This is a genomic window from Pseudoalteromonas sp. TB41, assembly GCF_000497975.1.
Taxonomy (GTDB): domain Bacteria; phylum Pseudomonadota; class Gammaproteobacteria; order Enterobacterales; family Alteromonadaceae; genus Pseudoalteromonas; species Pseudoalteromonas tetraodonis.
Window position 1 is genome coordinate 66,128 of record NZ_AUTH01000106.1, and the last position, 19,286, is coordinate 85,413.

Consider the following 19,286-nt stretch of genomic DNA (forward strand, 5'->3'; position numbering starts at 1 on the left):
ATCATTAATTGTTTGAGCTAAAATAATATTAGTCACAAAATCAGAAATTTAAAAACTTTATGCCTTTATTTACTGAACATCTAATTGCGCTTACCATATGCAAACTAAAAACCTAAATGAATACACTCTTATGGTTAAACAACACACCACTAAAGCATGGCCAATTAGCATTCTTACTTTTTTAGCGCTACTGAGTGCCTCTGCCAATAGTTATGCAAAAAGCGTGAGTATTAACGTGTTTGCTATTCCCTCTTTGCCAATTGTTGAGCTCATGGCTACAACCAGCAATGAACTAGCCAAACAGCAAATAACCACGTTTTATCAGCAAGGCTTACCCGTGCATGCCACATTATATTTGACTGATTATCCGCAAGAGGCACAAAATGAAATTAAGCAGGTGGTGGAGCGTATTGTAAAGAAACATCAACCTTTTGAAATTAAAGCCAATGGGTTTAGTATATCTGCCAGTAATTGGGCCTTTATAGACTTAGAAAAATCTTATCAGTTACAACGCTTAGCCGATGAAGTGACACTTAAACTTGAGCCACTTCGCGATCATCAAGCGCCAGTACCAAGTTGGGTAAAGCATTACCCTAATAAACTCGTGGCCTTTGAGCGTTATGGTAGCCCAAATGTGTTTCAAAACTTTCAGCCACATTTAACCCTACTTGCAAATGAGCAAAACCCTGCATTGGCTGCGTTTAATAAAGTCATGCAAGCTGAGCCACCGCAAGCACAAGGTGAAATAATTGGGATTGGAATTGGAATTTCTGATCAGTTTGGGCAACAAAAACAAGTCATCGCTAAGTACTTCTTTGATACCAAATAAATAGTTAATAACGGGGCTAATTACACATTTAATAACTTAAATGGTTTATGGATTTGTGGTTAGCTTATCGGTTAAATGCTTTTTAAGTATGCGGGTATTGCGCGTATTTGCTTTGAACATGGCATCAAAAATATCTCCAAAAAATGGAATAAGCCCACCTACAAAATCAACTAACATGTTTAAAATAATCCGGCTTTTTACTCGCTTACTAACACCTAATCGCTGCGCTTCAATTAGTACATACCCAGATAAAATAAGCCCGGCTAAATCGCCTACCACTGGCAATAGCCCAATCAATGATTCGACACCGAAACTAAATTTTGTAAACGGAATACCAATGCTGCTGTCGGTAAAGCGGCTAAACTCTTCAAGCCGTTTTATGGTGGCTTTATATTCAGCTTGTGTAACGTGAGATTGATTATTTTTTTGCATAATGACTGCTCTTTATTTTTAGGTGCGCTAAGCACATGGAAATTATTGAGCGGCAATATAGATGTATAGCCTGTACATAATAAACGCGCTAATTCTCACTAAAAGTATCAAAGTTCGAGGTTATATAAAAGCTTACTGTTGATTCATTATAAATACGTGTACTCTCACTTTTAAAGTCCAATAATATGCAAGGATTGCCTATGAATAAATCTAGCTATAGCCCTCGATTCATTACGTTATTCATTTTTGTTTGTATGATTATTTTCCCAGCCATTAGTCAAAGAGAAGATATGTTTAGCTGGTTCAAAAAGAAAAAAGAAGTATTTTTAAGCCCTGAAGTCAATGGTATTGTTACAAAAAATGGCACACCAGTTGCCAACTTAGAAATAATTCGCTCATTAATCTACATAGATGAAAAAGTCCACCGAGATACTGTAAGCACAGATCAAAATGGACGTTTTCACTTTCCTAAAAAAACGATTCTTTCCTCAATACCCAATAAGCTAATAGTTGAAAACCGTGTTTCGCAAGAAATTTTTATTGAAAGCGAAAGCACTTTAATTCCATTATGGGTTGCAAACCAATCAGGAATTAAAGAAATCCCCGAGTATAGTGAAAAATTAGCATTCCTAGAGTGTGAATTAACTAATAAACGCGTTGCTTTTGAATTTAAAAAAAATAATAACGAACACTTAAATTATGTAGCATCGAGTATTTGTCGTTGGGAAACAGACTATATGCCATATTGGTTATATGACGGAGATAGAGAGTATAGAATTAATAATGGTGATTTTAATAACTTAACTGAACGTAACATCAAGGAGGATTAACATGGAAAAAGTCCAAGTATTATTACCCCCAAATATAGCTGCCACTATAGCGACCAGAGTTTACGATATAAGAACCTCTTCGTCATTTAAAGAGGAATTAGGACAAAGTTTTGACAGAGATTTTAAAATCACCAACAACCAAATTAAAGGTGTTAGTAGTGGCTTAATCAATCAACTTCTAAATCTGGCTGCTCAAATTACAGGCTCTCTGAAAGGTTAAAAAAGTGGGCATTTCACTTTACATGTGTTTTATTCTCAATTAGAGTTCCATAAAAATACGCAAGGATTGCCTATGAATAAATCTAGCTATAGCCCTCGATTCATTATCTTATTAATTCTTGTTTGTGTGATTATTTTCCCAGCCATTAGTCAAGGAGGAGATATGTTTAGCTGGTTCAAAAAGAAAAAAGAAGTATTTTTAAGCCCTGAAGTCAATGGTGTTGTTACAAAAAATGGCGCACCAATTGCCAACTTAGAGATAATACGATCATTAATGTATTTAGATGAGATTGACCGTCGTGACACTGCAATTACCGATGAAGATGGCCGCTTTCATTTTCCAAAAAAAACAATTTTTTCCTCAATTCCGAATAAACTTATCGTTGAAAACCGTATTTCCCAAGAAATATTTATTGAAAGCGAAAGCACTTTAATTCCATTATGGGTTGCAAACCAATCAGGAATTAAAGAAATTCCCGAGTATAGTAAAAAATTAGCATTCCTAGAGTGTGAATTAACTAATAAATGGGTCCGATTTGAATTTAAAAAAAATAATAACGAACATTTGAATTATATGGCTTCTAGTATTTGTAGGTGGTCAGAAGACTATATCCCAACTTGGATCATGGAAGATGGCGAGGAAAAGTACCGCATACATGATGGTGACTTTAATAAATTAACAGAACGCTTTACAGGAAAGGAAGTCCAATATGAACCCTAAAATTTCACCGAACACAGCTGCGAGTATCGCAGCTCGTGTATATGACATAAGAAAATCAGCGAAGTTCAAAAGTGCATTTCATGACGACTTCACATTAAACTTTAAAGTCACCAACAACCAAATCAAAGGTGTTAGTGGTGGCTTAATCAATCAACTCCTAAACCGAACTACAGGTTTCGCTTTGACTGCAGAAGGTGCATCACAACAATTTAAAGGCCACCATATTATTGGTATACGTGGCACCGTATTTACCTCCTGCGCCGATTGGCTAACAAACCTAAACGTAGCCATTACCCATGGCCCTAAAAACTTAGAGGTGCACTCTGGTTTTGAGAAAGCCTTTACCAGCATGAAGCCGATGTTTGCAAGTTATGTCAAGCAACATAAACCTAAATGTTTGCACCTTGTTGGTCATAGCTTAGGTGGTGCGATTGCCCAACTATCAGCAATATGGGCAAGTGAGCAAGGTATTCCCACTAATTTATATACCTTTGGTGCGCCGAGGGTTGTGCTAAATCATTCGGTGCATTCAGCTGCACATAATATTGGTCAGTACCGTGTAACTCACGGTGCAGATCCTGTACCTTGCGTACCAGCTTGGCCGTTTAGTCATACCTCAAGCGAATACCAAACGGCGATGAATGAAGGGTCTTTTTTTAATATTGGTGCACACTCAATGGAAGAAGATACACCAGGTTATGTTAATACAGTGACAGCATACAAAGACTATGGAAGTATGGAAAGTTCACTAAAAACACTTCACTATAATCATACAGTTTTAAACTATGCTCTGCGCTATAACGTGACATTCTCACTTAGATGGCAGCGAATTATTACTGATGGCTTAATTACTTTTTTAAAGAAAACTGGCCAATACGCCTTTATTTCTGCACAAGCAGGTCTTAGCGTTGGGTTAACTTTTTATGATATTTTAGCGCGATGCTTACATGAATCTGTGGTTAAGTTTGTAGAGCTCACAGAAGAGTTAAAGGGTTTAATTGGCCATATGCTTGCTTTTGTAGGTAAAGCGTCATACGAGGTAGTAGAGCTCACAACTCAATTTATCCGTTGGGTGTTAGGTTTAATGATTAAAAAGCTCTATATGGTTGCGAAACAAGCCATTGACCGTATTTAAGTATAGTCAGTTATGTAAGTGCGGCATCAAATATCAGCCGCATTTATTTTAATTAAAGGCGCTTAAATAGCGCCTTTAATTGGCCCATGTTCGTGGTTAACATGTGGGTTTTGACCGCGTTGACGTAGTAAATGATCCATTAAAGTAATGGCCATCATTGCCTCAGCAATCGGAATAGCACGAATGCCTACACAAGGATCGTGACGACCTTTGGTGATCATCTCAACCGCTTCATTTTCGGTATTAATACTATTACCGGGAATGGTAATGCTTGATGTTGGCTTAAGCGCAATGGATGCGATTATATCTTGCCCTGTAGAAATACCTGCCAATACGCCGCCGGCATGATTTGAGGTAAAACCATCAGGGGTTAACTCATCACGGTGCTCTGAGCCTTTTTGCTCAACCACATCAAAGCCATCGCCAATTTCAACGCCTTTTACAGCGTTGATACTCATTAATGAATGGGCAAGTTCGGCATCTAGCCTATCAAATACCGGCTCACCTAAACCAACTGGCACATTTTTAGCCACTACTTTTACTTTGGCACCCACTGAATCACCTTGCTTTTTAAGCTCGCGCATATATTCATCGAGTGCTTCAAGCTTGCTAACGTCTGGGAAAAAGAATAAGTTATTTTCCACCTCATCCCAATCGTAATTTTCGGCTTTAATTGGCCCTAATTGGCTCAAACACGCACGTACTTCAATACCATGAAATTGCTTTAAATACTTTTTAGCAATAGCGCCTGCGGCAACCCGAATAGCGGTTTCGCGCGCAGATGAACGGCCACCACCACGGTAATCGCGAAGGCCGTATTTGTGCCAGTAGGTATAGTCACCGTGGCCTGGGCGAAATACGTCTTTAATTTTGCCATAATCTTGTGAACGTTGATCGGTATTTTCAATTAATAAACCAATGCTAGTACCAGTGGTTTTACCTTCAAAAACGCCCGCTAAAATTTTGATTTGGTCGCTCTCACGGCGCTGCGTGGTATAGCGACTTTGCCCAGGTTTGCGTCTGTCTAAATCGTGTTGTATGTCGGCCTCAGTGATTTCAAGGCCTGCGGGCGTGCCATCCACTACGCCGCCTAATGCAACGCCGTGGCTTTCGCCAAAGGTGGACACTTTAAATAACTGCCCTATGCTATTACCTGCCATTAACTTTCCTCATTCCTAATGACTTATAGCCGAGGATTAACTCGGCTATTGTTTTGCCCAGCCATTTCGGATGAATGGCTAGTATTAATTGTTACTGTACAAAGTAGGTATCTAGTTGTTGTTTGCTAATAACAAACACCCCTAATCCGCCTTGTTCAAACTCAATCCATTCAAATGGTGCGCCTGGATACAGTGCATCCATATGTACCATAGAGTTACCTACTTCGACAAATAACAAACCGTTATCTGTTAGATGCTCACTAGCTTGATCTAAAATAGTACGTGTTACATCAAGGCCATCGTGTCCCGATGCTAATCCTAGTTCTGGTTCATGGTGGAATTCACGTGGTAAATCAGCCATATCTTCAGCATCAACGTACGGCGGGTTTGCTACGATTAAGTCGTATTTTTGCCCAGGTACACCACTGAATACGTCAGACTGAATCGGTAGTACGCGATCACTTAGTTGATAGTCAGTGATATTAATATCAGCCACTTCAAGCGCTTCATAGGATATATCAACCGCATCAACTTGCGCATTTTCGAACGCTTGTGCCAAGGCAATAGCAATACAACCTGAGCCTGTACATAAATCTAAAATACGCCCTACTGACTCTGGTTTTTCTAACCAAGGGGTGAAGCGATTATTAATAAGCTCAGCAAAAGGCGAGCGAGGAATTAATACGCGTTCATCCACATAAAATGGCATGTTAGCAAACCATGCAATGTTGGTAAGGTAAGGTACTGGGGTAAAATCGTTAATGCGCTCGGCAATCAAGCCCGCTAAACGATTTTTTTCAGTACTGGTTAAACGCGCATGCATCAGCTCTTTGGGTGCATCGATAGGCAAACTAAGCGCTGGTAATAACAAACTTACCGCTTCATCCCATGCGTTATCGGTGCCATGACCAAAGAAAATACCGCTACTTGCAAATTGACTAGTTGTCCAACGAAGCCAATCGTGTAAGGTTGAAAGTTCTGCAACAGCTTCATCTAGGGTTGCTTCTTCTATTAGTAATTCACTCATCAGTATTATCTGCCTGCTACTTTCAAAAAAAATAAACTCAATCGGGGCGCATCATTGGCCCCATGATTGCCCTATTGTATACCCAAGCCACCTCTAGGTGCGAGCGCAGTTAGTATTAAAAGCGATTTAGGTAAGGCTTTGATTGCAAATAATAGTCACTCTATTGTTCAAATCAATAACGCAGTATAAATCGCTTTTTAACTAACCCTAATGGCGCTGTACTATGCACCTCAAAGCTGCTTGGGTATCACACCTTTTTACTCGATTTTTACCGCTTTTTTGTTTAGACTGCCGCTATGAAAAAAGATCCCCACTCAAACAGCCTAATTAGTCCTGACGACATTGACTTGTTTCGTCAAAGTATCAGTGGTGCGCGTGTATTTAAACAAGACACTCACCGTTTTAGCAATAAACCTAAAGTGTCACAAGCGAAGCAATTTGCCCAGCAAAAAAAGCAACAACAGTCAGAATTTTTCTTTTCTGATGAATATGTACCCGATATAGACACGCATGGTACCGTTAATTATGTACAACAGGGTCAGGATCGTTTTTTAGCCAAACAACTTCGTCGAGGGGATTTTATTCCTGATTTAACCCTCGACCTGCATGGCTTAAATAAAGAGATAGCCAAAGATGAACTCGCAGGGCTTATTCATGAGTGTAAAAAAAAGCATTACTATTGTGCCTGTGTTGTACACGGAATTGGCGGCCATATCCTCAGGCATAAAGTACCGCAATATTTAGTGCAACACCCCGATGTAATTGCTATGCACCAAGCTCCGCTTGAGTATGGCGGTAAAGGGGCGGTACTCATATTAATTAACTTACCGCAAAGTGATGAGTTTAGACGCTGAGCACTAGAGCCAATCAATAAGAGTCTTTTTTAGTGCATATATTTTCGATTATATTTCCGCTTATTTTTATTGTGTTATGCGGCTACATAGCAAGCCGAAGTCAGTTTTTAGAACGCATTCATATAACAGGGCTCAGTAAATTTACTTTTTACATTAGTGTACCCAGTTTTTTATTTTTAAATATGGCCCAGGCAGACTTAAAAACCAGCGTGAGCTTGAATGGCTTTTTAAGCTTTTATATTCCCGTTATTTTAATTTATTTTTTTGCGCTCATTATTGACCGCTACACTCTCTCTAAACATCCTCAATATGAACGTCACAGTGTATTTGCCCTTGGCAGTAGTTATTCAAATACCGTATTGGTGGGCTTGCCCATTATCATAGCCGCCATGGGTGAGCAAATGATGGGCATTATTTTTATGATCATCACCTTTCATAGCGCGCTATTGTTCACCCTTACCTTTTTAATTAGTGCAAACAGTGCCAGTCATGCGTTTTCTTGGTCAACATTTGCCAAAAATATGCTACTCAACCCTGTCGTATTGAGTATTAGCACGGGTTTGTTGGTAAATTTAGCAGGGATTACTTTATTTGCTGATTTAACTAATGGCATAGCGCTTTTAGCTAAACCTGCCATTGCCTGTGCGTTATTTGTTTTAGGCGCAAACTTAGCTTTTTATAAAATTAGCGATAACTGGCAAGCGGCAGCTATTGCCAGCCTGTTAAAGCTAGTTATATTGCCCGCCTTAGTATTAGTGTTAGGCACACACGTATTTGCTATTAATGAGTCACTCTTAAAAGTACTCGTATTATTGAGCGCATCGCCCTTGGGAGTTAATGCGTACTTAATTGCATGCCAAATAAAACAACATCAAGATACGTTAGCCAGTGCGGTTGTTTTATCGACAGTTTTGAGTGTGGTGAGTTTTAGTATGTGGTTAACAATTCTACTGTAGACAAATACCTAAAAGTATTGGCATTTATCTAACAGAAAGTGGCTTAGCTAAATGCTAGTTTACACGCTATGCATCTACATTCGCTGGTGCATTGATGGTGATATAATCACTTTTATGGCGAGTTTCATCATAACTAATTTGTGCAACAGCGCCGGTATTAAAAATAGGCATGTGCCCAGCACACAACTGATCAACCAAATAGCTCACCATAGGCATATGGGCAACCACAAGCCAAGTATCGCATTCCGGATGAAGCGCGATTAACGTTTCTAAATAATCTGCAGCAACCTGCGGGTTACCTTCAGGAATAATATCTTGGCAGGTCTCTTCAAATAAAAAGGTATTATTTTTTTTAACACCCTCAGCTGTTTGCTGCGCTCTTACATAAGGACTCACTAATAACCCCGTTGGAGCATGCTTTTTTTGTAACCACAGCCCCATTTTTTCTACCTGCTGATGGCCCAAAGGAGTCAAATTTCTACTGACATCATCAGAGTGCATCGGTATTGCTTCACCATGACGCATTATCAAGATTGTTTTCATAAAAAATCAACCAATTAAAGAATATAAAACAGTAGCCAGTTTGCTCGAATTTCCGCTATATTAATAACTCAAACCTATTTATTTTCTTAAAATAGTTCTTTCATGATGTTCAGGTAAATAGCATTGCATTCCTGAAGTTATCATCTGTTGTTAACAATTATACGTTTAGTTTCAGGAGCATCATTTGAAAATCAGCACCAATGATAACAGAGCTTACCGCACACTAACACTGGACAATGGTCTAAAAGTACTTTTAGTGCACGATCAAGACTCAGCAAAAGCTGCCGCATCCATGGCTGTTAACGCTGGTCACTTTGATGATCCGCTTGATAGACAAGGCCTAGCGCACTTTTTAGAGCATATGTTGTTTCTAGGCACTGACCTTTATCCTGAATCAGGAAGTTTTAATAATTTTGTCTCGCAGTCTGGTGGCAATACCAACGCGTGGACTGGCACAGAGCATACCTGCTATTTCTTTGATATTAATAACCATCATATTGAAACAGCATTAGCACAATTTAGTCGATTTTTTATAGCGCCCACACTAAACCCCGCTGAAACAGAAAAAGAACGTAATGCTATTGAGGCTGAGTTTAAATTAAAAATTAAAGACGATGGCCGTCGAATTTATCAAGTGCATAAAGAAACGGTTAACCCAGAACATCCTTTTGCCAAGTTCTCAGTGGGAAACTTGCAAACATTAGCAGATAGAAAGCGCTGTATTAGTGATGAATTACGTGACTTTTTTAATAGGCATTACCAAGCTCAGTGGATGACGTTAGTGATTTGTGCCAATGAGTCATTAGATACACTTGAGGCATGGGCAACCCAGTATTTCTCCCAGATAAAGGGAGATAAACACCAATTAAAGCCACCTATAGAAGCGCCGCTTTATCGCAGCCAAGACTTGAGTAAGTTGCTTCATATTGAACCACACAAACATGTACAAAAGCTGATTATTAGCTTTGCCATGCCAAACATTGACGATTTTTATCGTCATAAAACGGTCAGCTTTATTGCGCACTTACTAGGTTATGAGGGGCAAGGCTCGTTGTATTCTGTGCTTAAAGAGCAAGGTTGGATCAATGCCCTCTCTGCAGGTGGCGGAATTAATGGCAGTAATTTTAAAGACTTTAATATTAGTATGGCGCTGACCGATGAAGGCATTGAATACTACGAAGATATTATTGAAATGGTGTTTGAATACATTTGTTTAATTAATAACAACACCAGTAAACTACCTCGCCTATATCAAGATAAGCAAAAGCTATTACAAATCGCATTTGATAACCAAGAAAAGTCTCGCCTAATTGATTGGGTCAGTAATTTAAGTATTAACATGCAACATTACGATGAAGTTAATTACTTACAGGGTGACTATTTAATGGAGGGCTTTAAAGCCAGCACGCATGAAATGGCGATGCAGTGGTTAACTCCGCACAACATGCGTTTAGTGCTTATTCATCCTGATGTAGAGCCTGAACACACAGCTGCTTGGTATAATACCCCCTATAAAATTGAAAAATTGTCGCTTCATTGGCTCGAAGCACTTGCACAGATTAGCCAGCCACAAAGTGAAATGCTATTGCCCACGGCTAATCCTTATTTAGCTAAAGATGTCATTTTATATCCGGTTGAATCACAGCAACGATATCCAACATTACTGGTAAAAGAAGCAGGCTTTGACTTTTGGTTTAAACAAGACGCCACCTTTAGAGTCGCCAAAGGGCATTTTTATTTAGCCATGGACTCTGACTTTGCAGTAAAAGATGTGAAACATATGGCACTGACGCGGTTATTTTCAGATTTATTCATGGACAGTGTTGGCGAACAGTTTTACCCAGCGGAACTTGCGGGCTTAAGTTATCACTTAACCTCTCATCAAGGTGGCTTAACGCTTCACACTGCGGGGCTTTCTTCAAGCCAACTCGAATTAGTCGATCAGCTGATTGATGCACTATTTAACGTAAAAATTTGTGCCAAACGCTTTGCAGAATATAAAAAGCAATTAGTTAGACACTGGCGTAATAGCAATCAAAACAAACCCGTTAGTGAGCTATTTAGTATTTTAGGCGCTAAAATAATGCCGTGGAATCCTCAGCCTGACGAGTTAGCAAATGCACTCAAAGACACCTGTTTCCATCAGTTTAATGAATTTAGACAAGCGTTTTTTAATGCCCTTCATGTTGAGTCTTTTTTACATGGTAATTGGCAGCAGAATGATGCGCTTGAGTTTCAAAAGAAGGTCGCCCAGCACCTTAAAAAATCAGCCGTTATCGACGATTTAAAGCGCCCACTTTATGAAATTACTAAAGTGACCCGCTACGAGCTTGAACTTGCCTGCAGCGATAATGCCATGGTGATTTACTACCAAGCACAAAGCGATGACGTTAATGAAAAAGTGAAAATGATGGCGCTAAATCATTTAATTAATCAAGATTACTTTAATGAACTCAGAACCACGCAACAACTCGGTTATTTAGTAGGGGCGGGATACGCTCCTTTTAATACCCGTGCTGGTATTGCCTTTTATATACAATCACCAAAATTTGAGCCCACCACGTTACTGCACAGGCATAATTTATTTATTAGCCAGTATTTAGCAACAATTAATGAACTAACAGAACAAGACTGGCTGCAACAAAAACATGGATTAACAACCCATATTGCTGAAAAAGACAAAAATTTGCGTTTACGTTCACAACGTTTATGGCTTGCTATAGGTAATGGCGATCATCGGTTTAATATGCAGCAACGCCTGCTGGATTCTTTAAACGCATTAACGCTTGAACATTTAAAAGCCTACGCCGCTGAAATTTTTAATGCAGATCGCCCAAGATATGAGCTTTTAAGTGCCAAATCTGTGAATTTGTCTGAGAAACTACCACTTTATTCGCATTCTCTTTGACTCTTGCTCGCGCTTGATTTAGATTGTCTTTTGTTAATAAGAAGTAAGACAATGAAAAAATAAATGAAAAAAATAAAAATAATAAAATACATTCTATTTTTGGCCTCTTTGGCCACAGCCTACTCAGCGAGTGCATTCGAGTCATCGTTTAACTTGAATTTAAATGCGCTGGTCGTGAGCGTGTGCGCAATAATGTCGTTAGTTGTGGTTTATTTGTTAACGATTGTTCACTCACTCAAGCGTTCACACTCTCAATTACAGCTTTCTGAAAAACGATTAAAAAGTACCGTAGAAGGCAGTGGTGATACTCTATGGGATTGGAATATCAAAACCGGTAAAGTTATTCGTATCAATGACAAATACGTGATGAATAGTAATAACCTAGTAGAATTTCCACCGAATAAAAGCTTGATCCACCCCCGCGATTTAACCCATGTTGATTACCTACTAAAAAAACACTTTGCCGAAGAAAGTACTTTTTTTGAAGCAACTTATCGTATTAAAGACAGCTTTGGTAAATGGCACTGGGTGCTCGACCGCGGAAAAATCATTGAAAAAGACGCTAACCTAAGCCCACTGCGAATGACTGGCACAGTCAGAGATATCTCGCAGTTAAAATCAACGGAAGATCGACTTAATTTATTTGCAAAATGTGTTGAGTCACTCACTGATGCGCTGGCCATTTATGATAAAGACTTTAGGCTTGTGGATATTAATCCCAGCTTTTTAACTTTGTTTGGCGGCGTACGCGAGCAATACCTAAAGAAAGAGTTTCATTTAGCCGGTTACGACAAAAGCTATATAGAATCCATAAAAAATACCGTTAGAAAGCACGAACATATTCAAGAAGAAGTAAAGCTTCGCAATAGCGATCATGCTCTGCTGCCATTTGAAATCTCAATAGACGAAATTAAAAACGCGCAAAATCAAATAACCAATTATGTGGTGGTGTATTCAGATTTAACCGAACGTAAAAAGACCGAATCTGAACTGAATAATTTATCAAACCGAGATCGCACCACCAGCTTACCCAACCGTAATTTGTTTTTTTCTGACTTACAAAAACTTGCAAAGCAGCATTCTCATCATGCATTACTCGTATTTGATTTAGATAACTTTAAAAAGATAAACGACTCATTAGGCCATCAATTAGGTGATAGTTTACTGGCAAAGCTTGCTATGCGTTTAAATAAGCTCACCCGTGAAAATGACGTATTTTATCGCCTTGGCGGCGATGAATTTGCACTAGTTATGTCAAACACCAACGATATTCTCACTATCACTCGCATGGCTAAACAGTTTTTGGCGGCCATAGCTACACCATTTAAAATGGCAGGTCATGAACTTGCTATCACCTCGAGCGTTGGTATAGTGTTGTTCCCCGAAGATGGTAACACCCCCGAAATACTATTAAAGAACGCCGATACTGCGATGTATCATGCTAAAAAGAAAGGCAATAGCTACCTGTTCTTTAATGACACCATGAACCGCCAAGCAGTAAAACGACTGCAAATAGAAAACCTAATGCGCTTTGGCTTAAAAGAAGATCATTTTGAGGTGTATTACCAGCCTAAAATGAATATTCGTACTGGTAAGCTTGCTGGAATGGAAGCGTTGGTGCGTTTTATTACCCCGAAAAAGGGGGTTATTAGCCCAGGGGTATTTATTCCAATTGCCGAAGAAACAGGGCAAATTATTGAAATTGGTGAGGTAGTTTTAAACAAAGCTTGTCGCGATGTAAAACAGTGGTTAGATGCAGGCTTATTTAATGCCCGTGTTGCTGTTAACTTATCAGCAAAACAATTTAGCCTACCCGATCTAACCTCGCGCATAGATGTGATTTTACAAAAAAATGAACTGCCTTCGTACTTTTTAGAGCTTGAGATAACTGAAGGCACCGTAATGGACGATCCACAAGAAGCCATTGCGATTATGCGCTCTTTAAGTGCCCGTGGAATTCACTTAGCAATGGATGACTTTGGTACCGGCTATTCATCACTTGCGTATTTAAAGCAGTTTCCACTCAATACGCTTAAGGTAGATAAAGCCTTTATCGATGATATGAAGACTGAACGTGGCCGCAATATGGTGGACTCTATCGTCACTATTGCGCATAACCTTGATTTGCATGTAGTTGCCGAAGGGGTGGAGCAAGCGTCGCAAATAAGCATACTTGAAGAGCTAAACTGTGAAACACTGCAGGGTTATTACTACTCTAAACCACTCTCAAAAGATGAATTTACTGCGTTTTTAAAACAACAACAAAGCCAATCAAAACTCAGTTTAATTAGAGCGACCAGTTAAGCACGCCATAGACACGCATTTACACCTATATTGCGTATCAATGCACGTCGATAATGCATATTAAACAAGCACCAAGCAACAGGACCAAACACGCCACCTAAAAATAACCAGCGTTTAACAGGCATGCCCTTTTTAATGGTTTCTAAATACATAAGCGCTATAAATACACCGCTAAGCAAAATAAATAACACCACCACCTCAACCAGCTCAAAAATAAGGCGCGTATAATAGCGTTAAATTGGCTAAATTTAAAGCAACGCATGCTGCTAATCAGCAATAATGCTGAATCAATTTGAGGGGCAAATCAGACACAAAAAAGCCGAGCAACTTAAATACTCGGCTAATCATCATAGATTTATAGCGGCTTACTTGTCAGCACGGCCCATAAACTTATGCTCTGCAGTATTAATACGGATGCGATCGCCCGTAGAGATATGCTCTGGCACTTGAATAGTTAAGCCGGTTGATAAACGAGCAGGCTTTGAACGCGCGCTAGCTGAAGCCCCCTTAATTGAAGGGTCGGTTTCCTCAACTACAAGCTCAACACTTGAAGGAAGATCAAGCCCAACTGGCGCACCATCAATCACAATAACATGCACGCCTTGGGTCTCTTCGTTAACAAACTGAATCTCTTCAGCTATGGCGTCTTTAGCCAAGTTGTAAGGCGTGTAGTCTTCATTATCCATAAAGACATACTCATCGCCATCAATGTACGACAGCATGGCTTCACGACGGGTTAAATCTGCAAGGTTAAGCATATCGCTGTCTTTAAATGTTTCGTCAACTTTGCTACCCGTGACCACATCGTATAAACGCATACGGTATAAACTACCACCGGCACGACCTTGTGGTACAGAACGTACGATATCTTTTACTACTAATACACGGCCATTAAAGTCAATAGCCGTCCCTTTTTTAACATCACTTGCCTTTGGCATGGGTGAATTCCTATTGTTTTTTTGATTGCGAGAAACATACCACGAAACTGATTTTGTTCAACAATAAAGTGATATGATTAGCTTCTTACTTCGTACTGACTCATAAATCTGTAATTTAGACTTAAACTCGTGTTATCTAGTGGCAAAAAGCTGCTATGGTTAAGTTATCGATTATGACCTCAAGGAATGGCTCATGAACCAACAAACTGTACATACCTATTTAATGAACAAGCCGTTAGTTAAACTAACCCAGCCTTTTGCTAAAGATGTTGATGTGTATAAAGTAAATCATAAAATGTTTGCCACTCTTGCACTTAGCAATGAGGGTGAAACCGACGAAAATGGCGAACCTATTTGGTGGCTAAACTTAAAGTGCGATCCTGATGAGGCGCAATCATTACGAGATATTTTCCCTGCCGTTATTCCTGGTTATCATATGAATAAACGCCTTTGGAATACCGTGATTTTAGATGGCTCAGTACCACAGGGTGAAATTGAGCGTATGATTGATAACTCGTTTAATTTGGTAGTCGACAACATGCCTGATAAAGATAAAAAGGCCATTGAAGCGTTACTGTAAATAAGCGTCCAGACGCAACTTTTACCAATTCGATTGATTAAGTATTATTGTTGATTATCGAACACAAAAAAGCCGCATAATTTGCGGCTTTTTTACGTTAACTTAAAACATTAATCTTTCTGTTCAGTCGTCTCATTTGGAGTGTCAGTTGATTTATCATCACCTTGCGCTAACTGCACTTCAGCTTTATTAGCGGCTGTTGTGTAAAACTTATCGCCCTTGTCAGCCATTGTAAGTAAAGTATCACAAGGTGTAAAAATAGCGTTGCTGTTAGCCAGAGTAGACATATCGGAGCTTATTTTACCTGCGCCTAATTTATCCATATAGCTAAACGGGCCACCTAAGAACGGTGGGAAACCAATACCAAAAATAGCACCAATATCACCATCACGCGGGCAGGCAATAATACCGTCATCTAAACAGCGAACGGCCTCATTAAGCATTTGTGAGATACAACGCTTAGCAATTTCGTTTTTATTTAAACGTGGAGCTGGGGTTACACCTAGTAGCTCATAGACTGACTCATCAACCTTTTTGCCTTTCTTGTCGTATTCATAAAAACCACGACCCGTTTTACGGCCTAAGCGTTTTGAATCAATCATGCGCGAGAAAGCATCTGGGCCTTTAAAACGCTCACCGAGTTCTTTTTCAAGAATTGGCGCGATTTTAGAACCAATATCAATACCGACTTCATCAAGCAGTGCCAACGGCCCTACTGGAAAACCAAACTCAACTAAGGCTGCGTCAATTTTTTCAATTGGCTCACCGGCAAGCATTAAGTTTGCCGCCTCATTCAGGTATGGCGCTAAAATACGGTTAACATAAAAACCAGCCATATCTTTTACCACAATTGGCGTTTTACCTTGCTTACGCGCAAAGTTAACTACACGAGCAATCGTTTCTTTTGAGGTGCCTTCGTGAGGAATAATTTCTACCAGTGGCATTTTCTCTACTGGTGAGAAATAATGTAAACCAATTACATTTTCAGGACGCGCTGCTTTAGCTGCAATTTGCGAAATAGGTAATGACGAAGTATTACTTGCGAAAATAGTATTCGCTTGGCAATGCTGCTCTACATCAGCAACCATACCTTGCTTAAGCTCTAAATCTTCAAATACGGCTTCTATCACTAAATCTATGTGTTTAAAACCGCTGTAATCGGTAGTGCCGGTAATGCGGTTCATCGTTAACTGCATATCGGCTTTAGACATAATACGGCGTTTAAGACGCTTATCTAAAATTTTGTATGTGTAGTTCATGGCATTACTTATACCCTGCTCTGCCACATCTTTAATACGGACCGGCAATTTAGCTTTGACCGCACTCACATGGGCAATACCTGCGCCCATTAAGCCACCACCTAACACGGCAGTTTTACTAATCGCGGGAGCATCATCATTGCGCCATTCTTTTTTCATTTCAGTGGTTGCAAAGAAAATACCGCGCAGCGCTTTAGACTCATCACTCATTACCAATGTGGCAAAACCTTCTGCTTCGGTTTTATACGCTTTCATTTCATCAAGCTCTACGCTTGCACGTACCGCTTTAATAATTGCAAGCGGCGCAGGGTAATGACCACCGGTTTTTTTAAGAACATTTTCTTTAGCTTTTTTAAAGATAAAGTTACGACCAAACGGGTTTGATTCTAATAACTTACTGATCTTATCAAGTTTAGGCTCTTTAGCTTGTGGCTTTTTCTTCGCCGCAAACTCTTTAGCCACTTTTAACAGTACGCTTTGTGGTACACAATCATCCAATACACCGGCTTTTTTAGCTTGTTTAGGACGAATTTGTTTACCGGTTAGCATCCACTCGAGGGCTTTTTGAATGCCCACGATTTTAGTTAAGCGTTGTGTACCACCACCGCCAGGTAATAAACCTAGTTGTACTTCTGGTAAACCAATTTTAGTTAAATCGCTATCTGTACCTACGCGGTAATCACAGGCTAAAGCAAATTCTAAACCGCCACCAAGCGCTGCGCCATGTATAGCACTAACTGTGGTGTACGGAAGCTTTTTCATATCAAAAAATGCTTGATGGCATAATTCGCTAATAGCTAATGCATCTTCACGCTTTTGCACGCTGTCTAGCATTTTAACATCGGCACCAGCAATAAAGTTATCGCTTTTACCACTAATAAATACCATACCTTTAACTGCGTGCTCTTTAGCTTGTGCTAATAATGCTTTTAAATCATCAGCAAAGCTGTCACGCAGGGTGTTCATTTTTTCACCCGGCACATCAATGGTCACTACGGCTATTTTGTTATCATCAACCGTTAAATTAAATACTGAATCTGTCATTACGCACTCTCCAATACAAAGGCTGCACCTAAACCACCCGCAGCACAGGCAGTCGTTAACGCTAAACCACCGCCACGACGCTTAAGCTCGTATAAACTTTGTGTAATTAAACGCGCGCCGGTTGCCGCAAATGGATGACCATATGCAAGCGAGCCGCCGTTCACGTTAAACTTATCCATGTTAATTTCACCTATGGCTTTATTACGCCCTAAGTGCTCTTGTGCAAATTTATCTGAAGCAAACATTTTCATATTCGCTAAGGTTTGCGATGCAAACGCTTCGTGCATTTCAATTAGATCTAAATCGGCTAATGTAATACCTGCTCTATCAAGTGCGATAGGCGTTGAGTGAGCCGGCCCCATTAGCATGTCTTTTTCTACGCCAATCGCTGAAAACGCAAAACTGCGTACGTAGCCTAAAATTTCGTAACCCAATGCTTTTGCTTTGCTTTCGCTCATCATTAACACTGCGGCTGCGCCATCGGTTAATGGGGTTGCATTGGCAGCAGTGACTGAGCCGTGTTGACGGTCAAATACCGGCTTAAGCTTGGCATAACCTTCAACCGTTGAGTTTTTACGAATATTGTTATCTTCTTCAATAAAGCTTTTATAAGGCGGTAAATGAGCCGTCATTACTTCATCTTTAAGCTTGCCATCAGCCCAGGCTTGAGTTGCCAGTGAGTGAGAACGATGCGCTAAGGCATCTTGATCTTCACGGCTAATGTTATGGGTTTTAGCCATTTGCTCGGCTGTTTGTCCCATTGATAAACCCGTTGAATACTCAGCAACCGCTGGCGGCACTGGCAATAAATCTTTTAAACGTAGTTTTGAGAATATTTTTAAACGCTGACCAAGCGTACGTGCTTTGTTTAAATCAACTAAGCTACCCGCTAATTTTTTACTTACACCAATTGGCAATACAGATGATGAATCGGCACCACCGGCAATACCTACGCTTACAGAGCCTGCCATAATTGATTCGGCAACGTTTGCTATCGCTTGAAAACTCGTCGCACAAGCACGCGATACAGAGTACGCATCAACCGATACTGGCATCCCAGTACCCAATACAATTTCACGCGCAATATTTGGCGCTTCTGGCATTTGTACTACTTGCCCAAAAACCAATTGATCGATTTCTGACTTGTCGAAATTTAATCGCTCAAGCATTTCATTAACTACTAACTTACCCATATCCAACGCTGGTACATGGTGGAACGCAGTCGCTTGCTTAGCAAAAGGAGTACGTAAGCCGCTTACGATGGCAATACGGTCGCCTTTTGGTGTTTTAAGTATGTTTTGCTCAGACATTTATTATTCTCTCCCGCTGACAGGTCAGACCTGTATGTTTTCTCCGATTCTAAACAACCCGTGTGATAAAGCCAATAGATAAAGGTAAATTAATACAAAAGCGCCATTGTAAATCACTACATACATTGTATGAGGGTAATACAATAGGCTTTTTTAGCTGGTTTTACAAAGTTTTATGTTAGGCTAAAAAATCGTTAAAAAATAACGAACTATTTTTAAAAAATCAGTCTAACTCTT

The 19,286-nt window shown here is 39.8% G+C and carries 18 protein-coding genes; 10 read left to right on the forward strand and 8 right to left on the reverse strand.

What is annotated here, in order from left to right:
* The first annotated feature begins 130 nt into the window (after positions 1 to 130).
* Positions 131 to 829, forward strand: a complete 699-nt coding sequence (locus tag L641_RS0119000) for a 2'-5' RNA ligase family protein (RefSeq protein WP_024602798.1) — start codon at positions 131 to 133, stop codon at positions 827 to 829.
* 45 nt (positions 830 to 874) lie between these two features.
* Here L641_RS0119000 and L641_RS0119005 read toward each other — a convergent pair whose 3' ends face one another.
* Entirely contained in the window at positions 875 to 1,261 is a 387-nt protein-coding gene (locus L641_RS0119005; protein WP_024602799.1) for a DUF4112 domain-containing protein, read from the reverse strand.
* 200 nt (positions 1,262 to 1,461) lie between these two features.
* On the opposite strand from L641_RS0119005, the gene L641_RS0119010 reads away from it, so the two are divergent.
* The 4 genes from L641_RS0119010 to L641_RS0119025 all read left to right on the forward strand — a co-directional run bounded on the left by L641_RS0119010 (position 1,462) and on the right by L641_RS0119025 (position 4,166).
* Positions 1,462 to 2,091, forward strand: a complete 630-nt coding sequence (locus tag L641_RS0119010; protein WP_024602800.1) for a DUF6795 domain-containing protein — start codon at positions 1,462 to 1,464, stop codon at positions 2,089 to 2,091.
* A 1-nt stretch (position 2,092) separates the two neighbouring features.
* Positions 2,093 to 2,311: a hypothetical protein gene (locus L641_RS0119015; protein WP_024602801.1), complete on the forward strand. Its 219-nt coding sequence runs from the start codon at positions 2,093 to 2,095 to the stop codon at positions 2,309 to 2,311.
* 72 nt (positions 2,312 to 2,383) lie between these two features.
* A complete protein-coding gene (locus tag L641_RS0119020) occupies positions 2,384 to 3,031 on the forward strand; it encodes a DUF6795 domain-containing protein (protein ID WP_024602802.1) in 648 nt (215 codons plus the stop codon).
* Positions 3,021 to 4,166 carry a lipase family protein gene (locus tag L641_RS0119025; protein ID WP_024602803.1) on the forward strand — a complete coding sequence of 382 codons (1,146 nt, stop codon included), beginning with the start codon at positions 3,021 to 3,023 and terminating at the stop codon, positions 4,164 to 4,166. The genes L641_RS0119020 and L641_RS0119025 overlap by 11 nt, the downstream gene beginning before the upstream one ends.
* A gap of 62 nt (positions 4,167 to 4,228) precedes the next feature.
* Here the strand turns inward: L641_RS0119025 and aroC are convergent, their stop codons facing one another.
* The gene (gene aroC / locus L641_RS0119030) at positions 4,229 to 5,326 is read right to left on the reverse strand and encodes a chorismate synthase (RefSeq protein WP_013464521.1); all 1,098 of its coding nucleotides are present in this window, start codon (positions 5,324 to 5,326) and stop codon (positions 4,229 to 4,231) included.
* Positions 5,327 to 5,417: 91 nt separating this feature from the next.
* Positions 5,418 to 6,353 (reverse strand): 50S ribosomal protein L3 N(5)-glutamine methyltransferase, encoded by a 936-nt coding sequence (prmB, locus tag L641_RS0119035; RefSeq protein ID WP_024602804.1) that lies wholly within the window; start codon positions 6,351 to 6,353, stop codon positions 5,418 to 5,420.
* A gap of 296 nt (positions 6,354 to 6,649) precedes the next feature.
* Between prmB and smrB the strand changes: the two genes are divergently transcribed.
* Both smrB and L641_RS0119045 read left to right on the forward strand, forming a co-directional pair.
* Positions 6,650 to 7,207 (forward strand): endonuclease SmrB, encoded by a 558-nt coding sequence (gene smrB / locus L641_RS0119040; protein WP_016899440.1) that lies wholly within the window; start codon positions 6,650 to 6,652, stop codon positions 7,205 to 7,207.
* 32 nt (positions 7,208 to 7,239) lie between these two features.
* A complete protein-coding gene (locus L641_RS0119045; protein ID WP_024602805.1) occupies positions 7,240 to 8,163 on the forward strand; it encodes an AEC family transporter in 924 nt (307 codons plus the stop codon).
* 66 nt (positions 8,164 to 8,229) lie between these two features.
* On the opposite strand, the gene sixA is transcribed toward L641_RS0119045, so the two are convergent.
* Complete coding sequence (gene sixA / locus L641_RS0119050; protein ID WP_024602806.1) at positions 8,230 to 8,706, reverse strand: phosphohistidine phosphatase SixA; 477 nt, start codon at positions 8,704 to 8,706, stop codon at positions 8,230 to 8,232.
* A gap of 184 nt (positions 8,707 to 8,890) precedes the next feature.
* Here sixA and L641_RS0119055 point away from each other — a divergent pair, with 184 nt between their 5' ends.
* Together L641_RS0119055 and L641_RS0119060 are read left to right on the forward strand one after the other, a co-directional pair.
* Positions 8,891 to 11,614, forward strand: coding sequence for an insulinase family protein (locus tag L641_RS0119055; RefSeq protein WP_024602807.1), 2,724 nt, complete (start codon positions 8,891 to 8,893; stop codon positions 11,612 to 11,614).
* Positions 11,615 to 11,677: 63 nt separating this feature from the next.
* Positions 11,678 to 13,918: an EAL domain-containing protein gene (locus L641_RS0119060; RefSeq protein ID WP_024602808.1), complete on the forward strand. Its 2,241-nt coding sequence runs from the start codon at positions 11,678 to 11,680 to the stop codon at positions 13,916 to 13,918.
* Here the strand turns inward: L641_RS0119060 and L641_RS0119065 are convergent.
* Both L641_RS0119065 and yeiP read right to left on the reverse strand, forming a co-directional pair.
* Complete coding sequence (locus tag L641_RS0119065; protein ID WP_024602809.1) at positions 13,915 to 14,109, reverse strand: hypothetical protein; 195 nt, start codon at positions 14,107 to 14,109, stop codon at positions 13,915 to 13,917. The two genes, L641_RS0119060 and L641_RS0119065, sit on opposite strands and share 4 nt — an antisense overlap.
* A gap of 174 nt (positions 14,110 to 14,283) precedes the next feature.
* The gene (gene yeiP / locus L641_RS0119070) at positions 14,284 to 14,856 is read right to left on the reverse strand and encodes an elongation factor P-like protein YeiP (protein WP_024602810.1); all 573 of its coding nucleotides are present in this window, start codon (positions 14,854 to 14,856) and stop codon (positions 14,284 to 14,286) included.
* A 193-nt stretch (positions 14,857 to 15,049) separates the two neighbouring features.
* Here yeiP and L641_RS0119075 point away from each other — a divergent pair, with 193 nt between their 5' ends.
* Complete coding sequence (locus tag L641_RS0119075; protein WP_013464512.1) at positions 15,050 to 15,436, forward strand: MmcQ/YjbR family DNA-binding protein; 387 nt, start codon at positions 15,050 to 15,052, stop codon at positions 15,434 to 15,436.
* Between the two features lie 110 nt (positions 15,437 to 15,546).
* On the opposite strand, the gene fadJ is transcribed toward L641_RS0119075, so the two are convergent.
* Positions 15,547 to 17,739, reverse strand: a complete 2,193-nt coding sequence (gene fadJ / locus L641_RS0119080; protein WP_024602811.1) for a fatty acid oxidation complex subunit alpha FadJ — start codon at positions 17,737 to 17,739, stop codon at positions 15,547 to 15,549.
* Positions 17,739 to 19,049, reverse strand: a complete 1,311-nt coding sequence (fadI, locus tag L641_RS0119085) for an acetyl-CoA C-acyltransferase FadI (protein ID WP_013464510.1) — start codon at positions 19,047 to 19,049, stop codon at positions 17,739 to 17,741. Before fadI ends, fadJ begins: the two co-directional genes overlap by 1 nt.
* Positions 19,050 to 19,286 lie beyond the last annotated feature (237 nt).

Bases quoted from the DNA above. Each gene is read 5' to 3' on its own strand.
- L641_RS0119015 (WP_024602801.1), top strand. From the start codon at position 2,093: ATGGAAAAAGTCCAAGTATTATTACCCCCAAATATAGCTGCCACTATA.
- L641_RS0119000 (WP_024602798.1), top strand. From the start codon at position 131: ATGGTTAAACAACACACCACTAAAGCATGGCCAATTAGCATTCTTACT.
- fadJ (WP_024602811.1), bottom strand. From the start codon at position 17,739: ATGACAGATTCAGTATTTAATTTAACGGTTGATGATAACAAAATAGCC.
- sixA (WP_024602806.1), bottom strand. From the start codon at position 8,706: ATGAAAACAATCTTGATAATGCGTCATGGTGAAGCAATACCGATGCAC.
- L641_RS0119020 (WP_024602802.1), top strand. From the start codon at position 2,384: ATGAATAAATCTAGCTATAGCCCTCGATTCATTATCTTATTAATTCTT.
- L641_RS0119075 (WP_013464512.1), top strand. From the start codon at position 15,050: ATGAACCAACAAACTGTACATACCTATTTAATGAACAAGCCGTTAGTT.
- smrB (WP_016899440.1), top strand. From the start codon at position 6,650: ATGAAAAAAGATCCCCACTCAAACAGCCTAATTAGTCCTGACGACATT.
- L641_RS0119060 (WP_024602808.1), top strand. From the start codon at position 11,678: ATGAAAAAAATAAAAATAATAAAATACATTCTATTTTTGGCCTCTTTG.
- prmB (WP_024602804.1), bottom strand. From the start codon at position 6,353: ATGAGTGAATTACTAATAGAAGAAGCAACCCTAGATGAAGCTGTTGCA.
- L641_RS0119005 (WP_024602799.1), bottom strand. From the start codon at position 1,261: ATGCAAAAAAATAATCAATCTCACGTTACACAAGCTGAATATAAAGCC.
- fadI (WP_013464510.1), bottom strand. From the start codon at position 19,049: ATGTCTGAGCAAAACATACTTAAAACACCAAAAGGCGACCGTATTGCC.
- L641_RS0119010 (WP_024602800.1), top strand. From the start codon at position 1,462: ATGAATAAATCTAGCTATAGCCCTCGATTCATTACGTTATTCATTTTT.
- yeiP (WP_024602810.1), bottom strand. From the start codon at position 14,856: ATGCCAAAGGCAAGTGATGTTAAAAAAGGGACGGCTATTGACTTTAAT.
- L641_RS0119025 (WP_024602803.1), top strand. From the start codon at position 3,021: ATGAACCCTAAAATTTCACCGAACACAGCTGCGAGTATCGCAGCTCGT.
- aroC (WP_013464521.1), bottom strand. From the start codon at position 5,326: ATGGCAGGTAATAGCATAGGGCAGTTATTTAAAGTGTCCACCTTTGGC.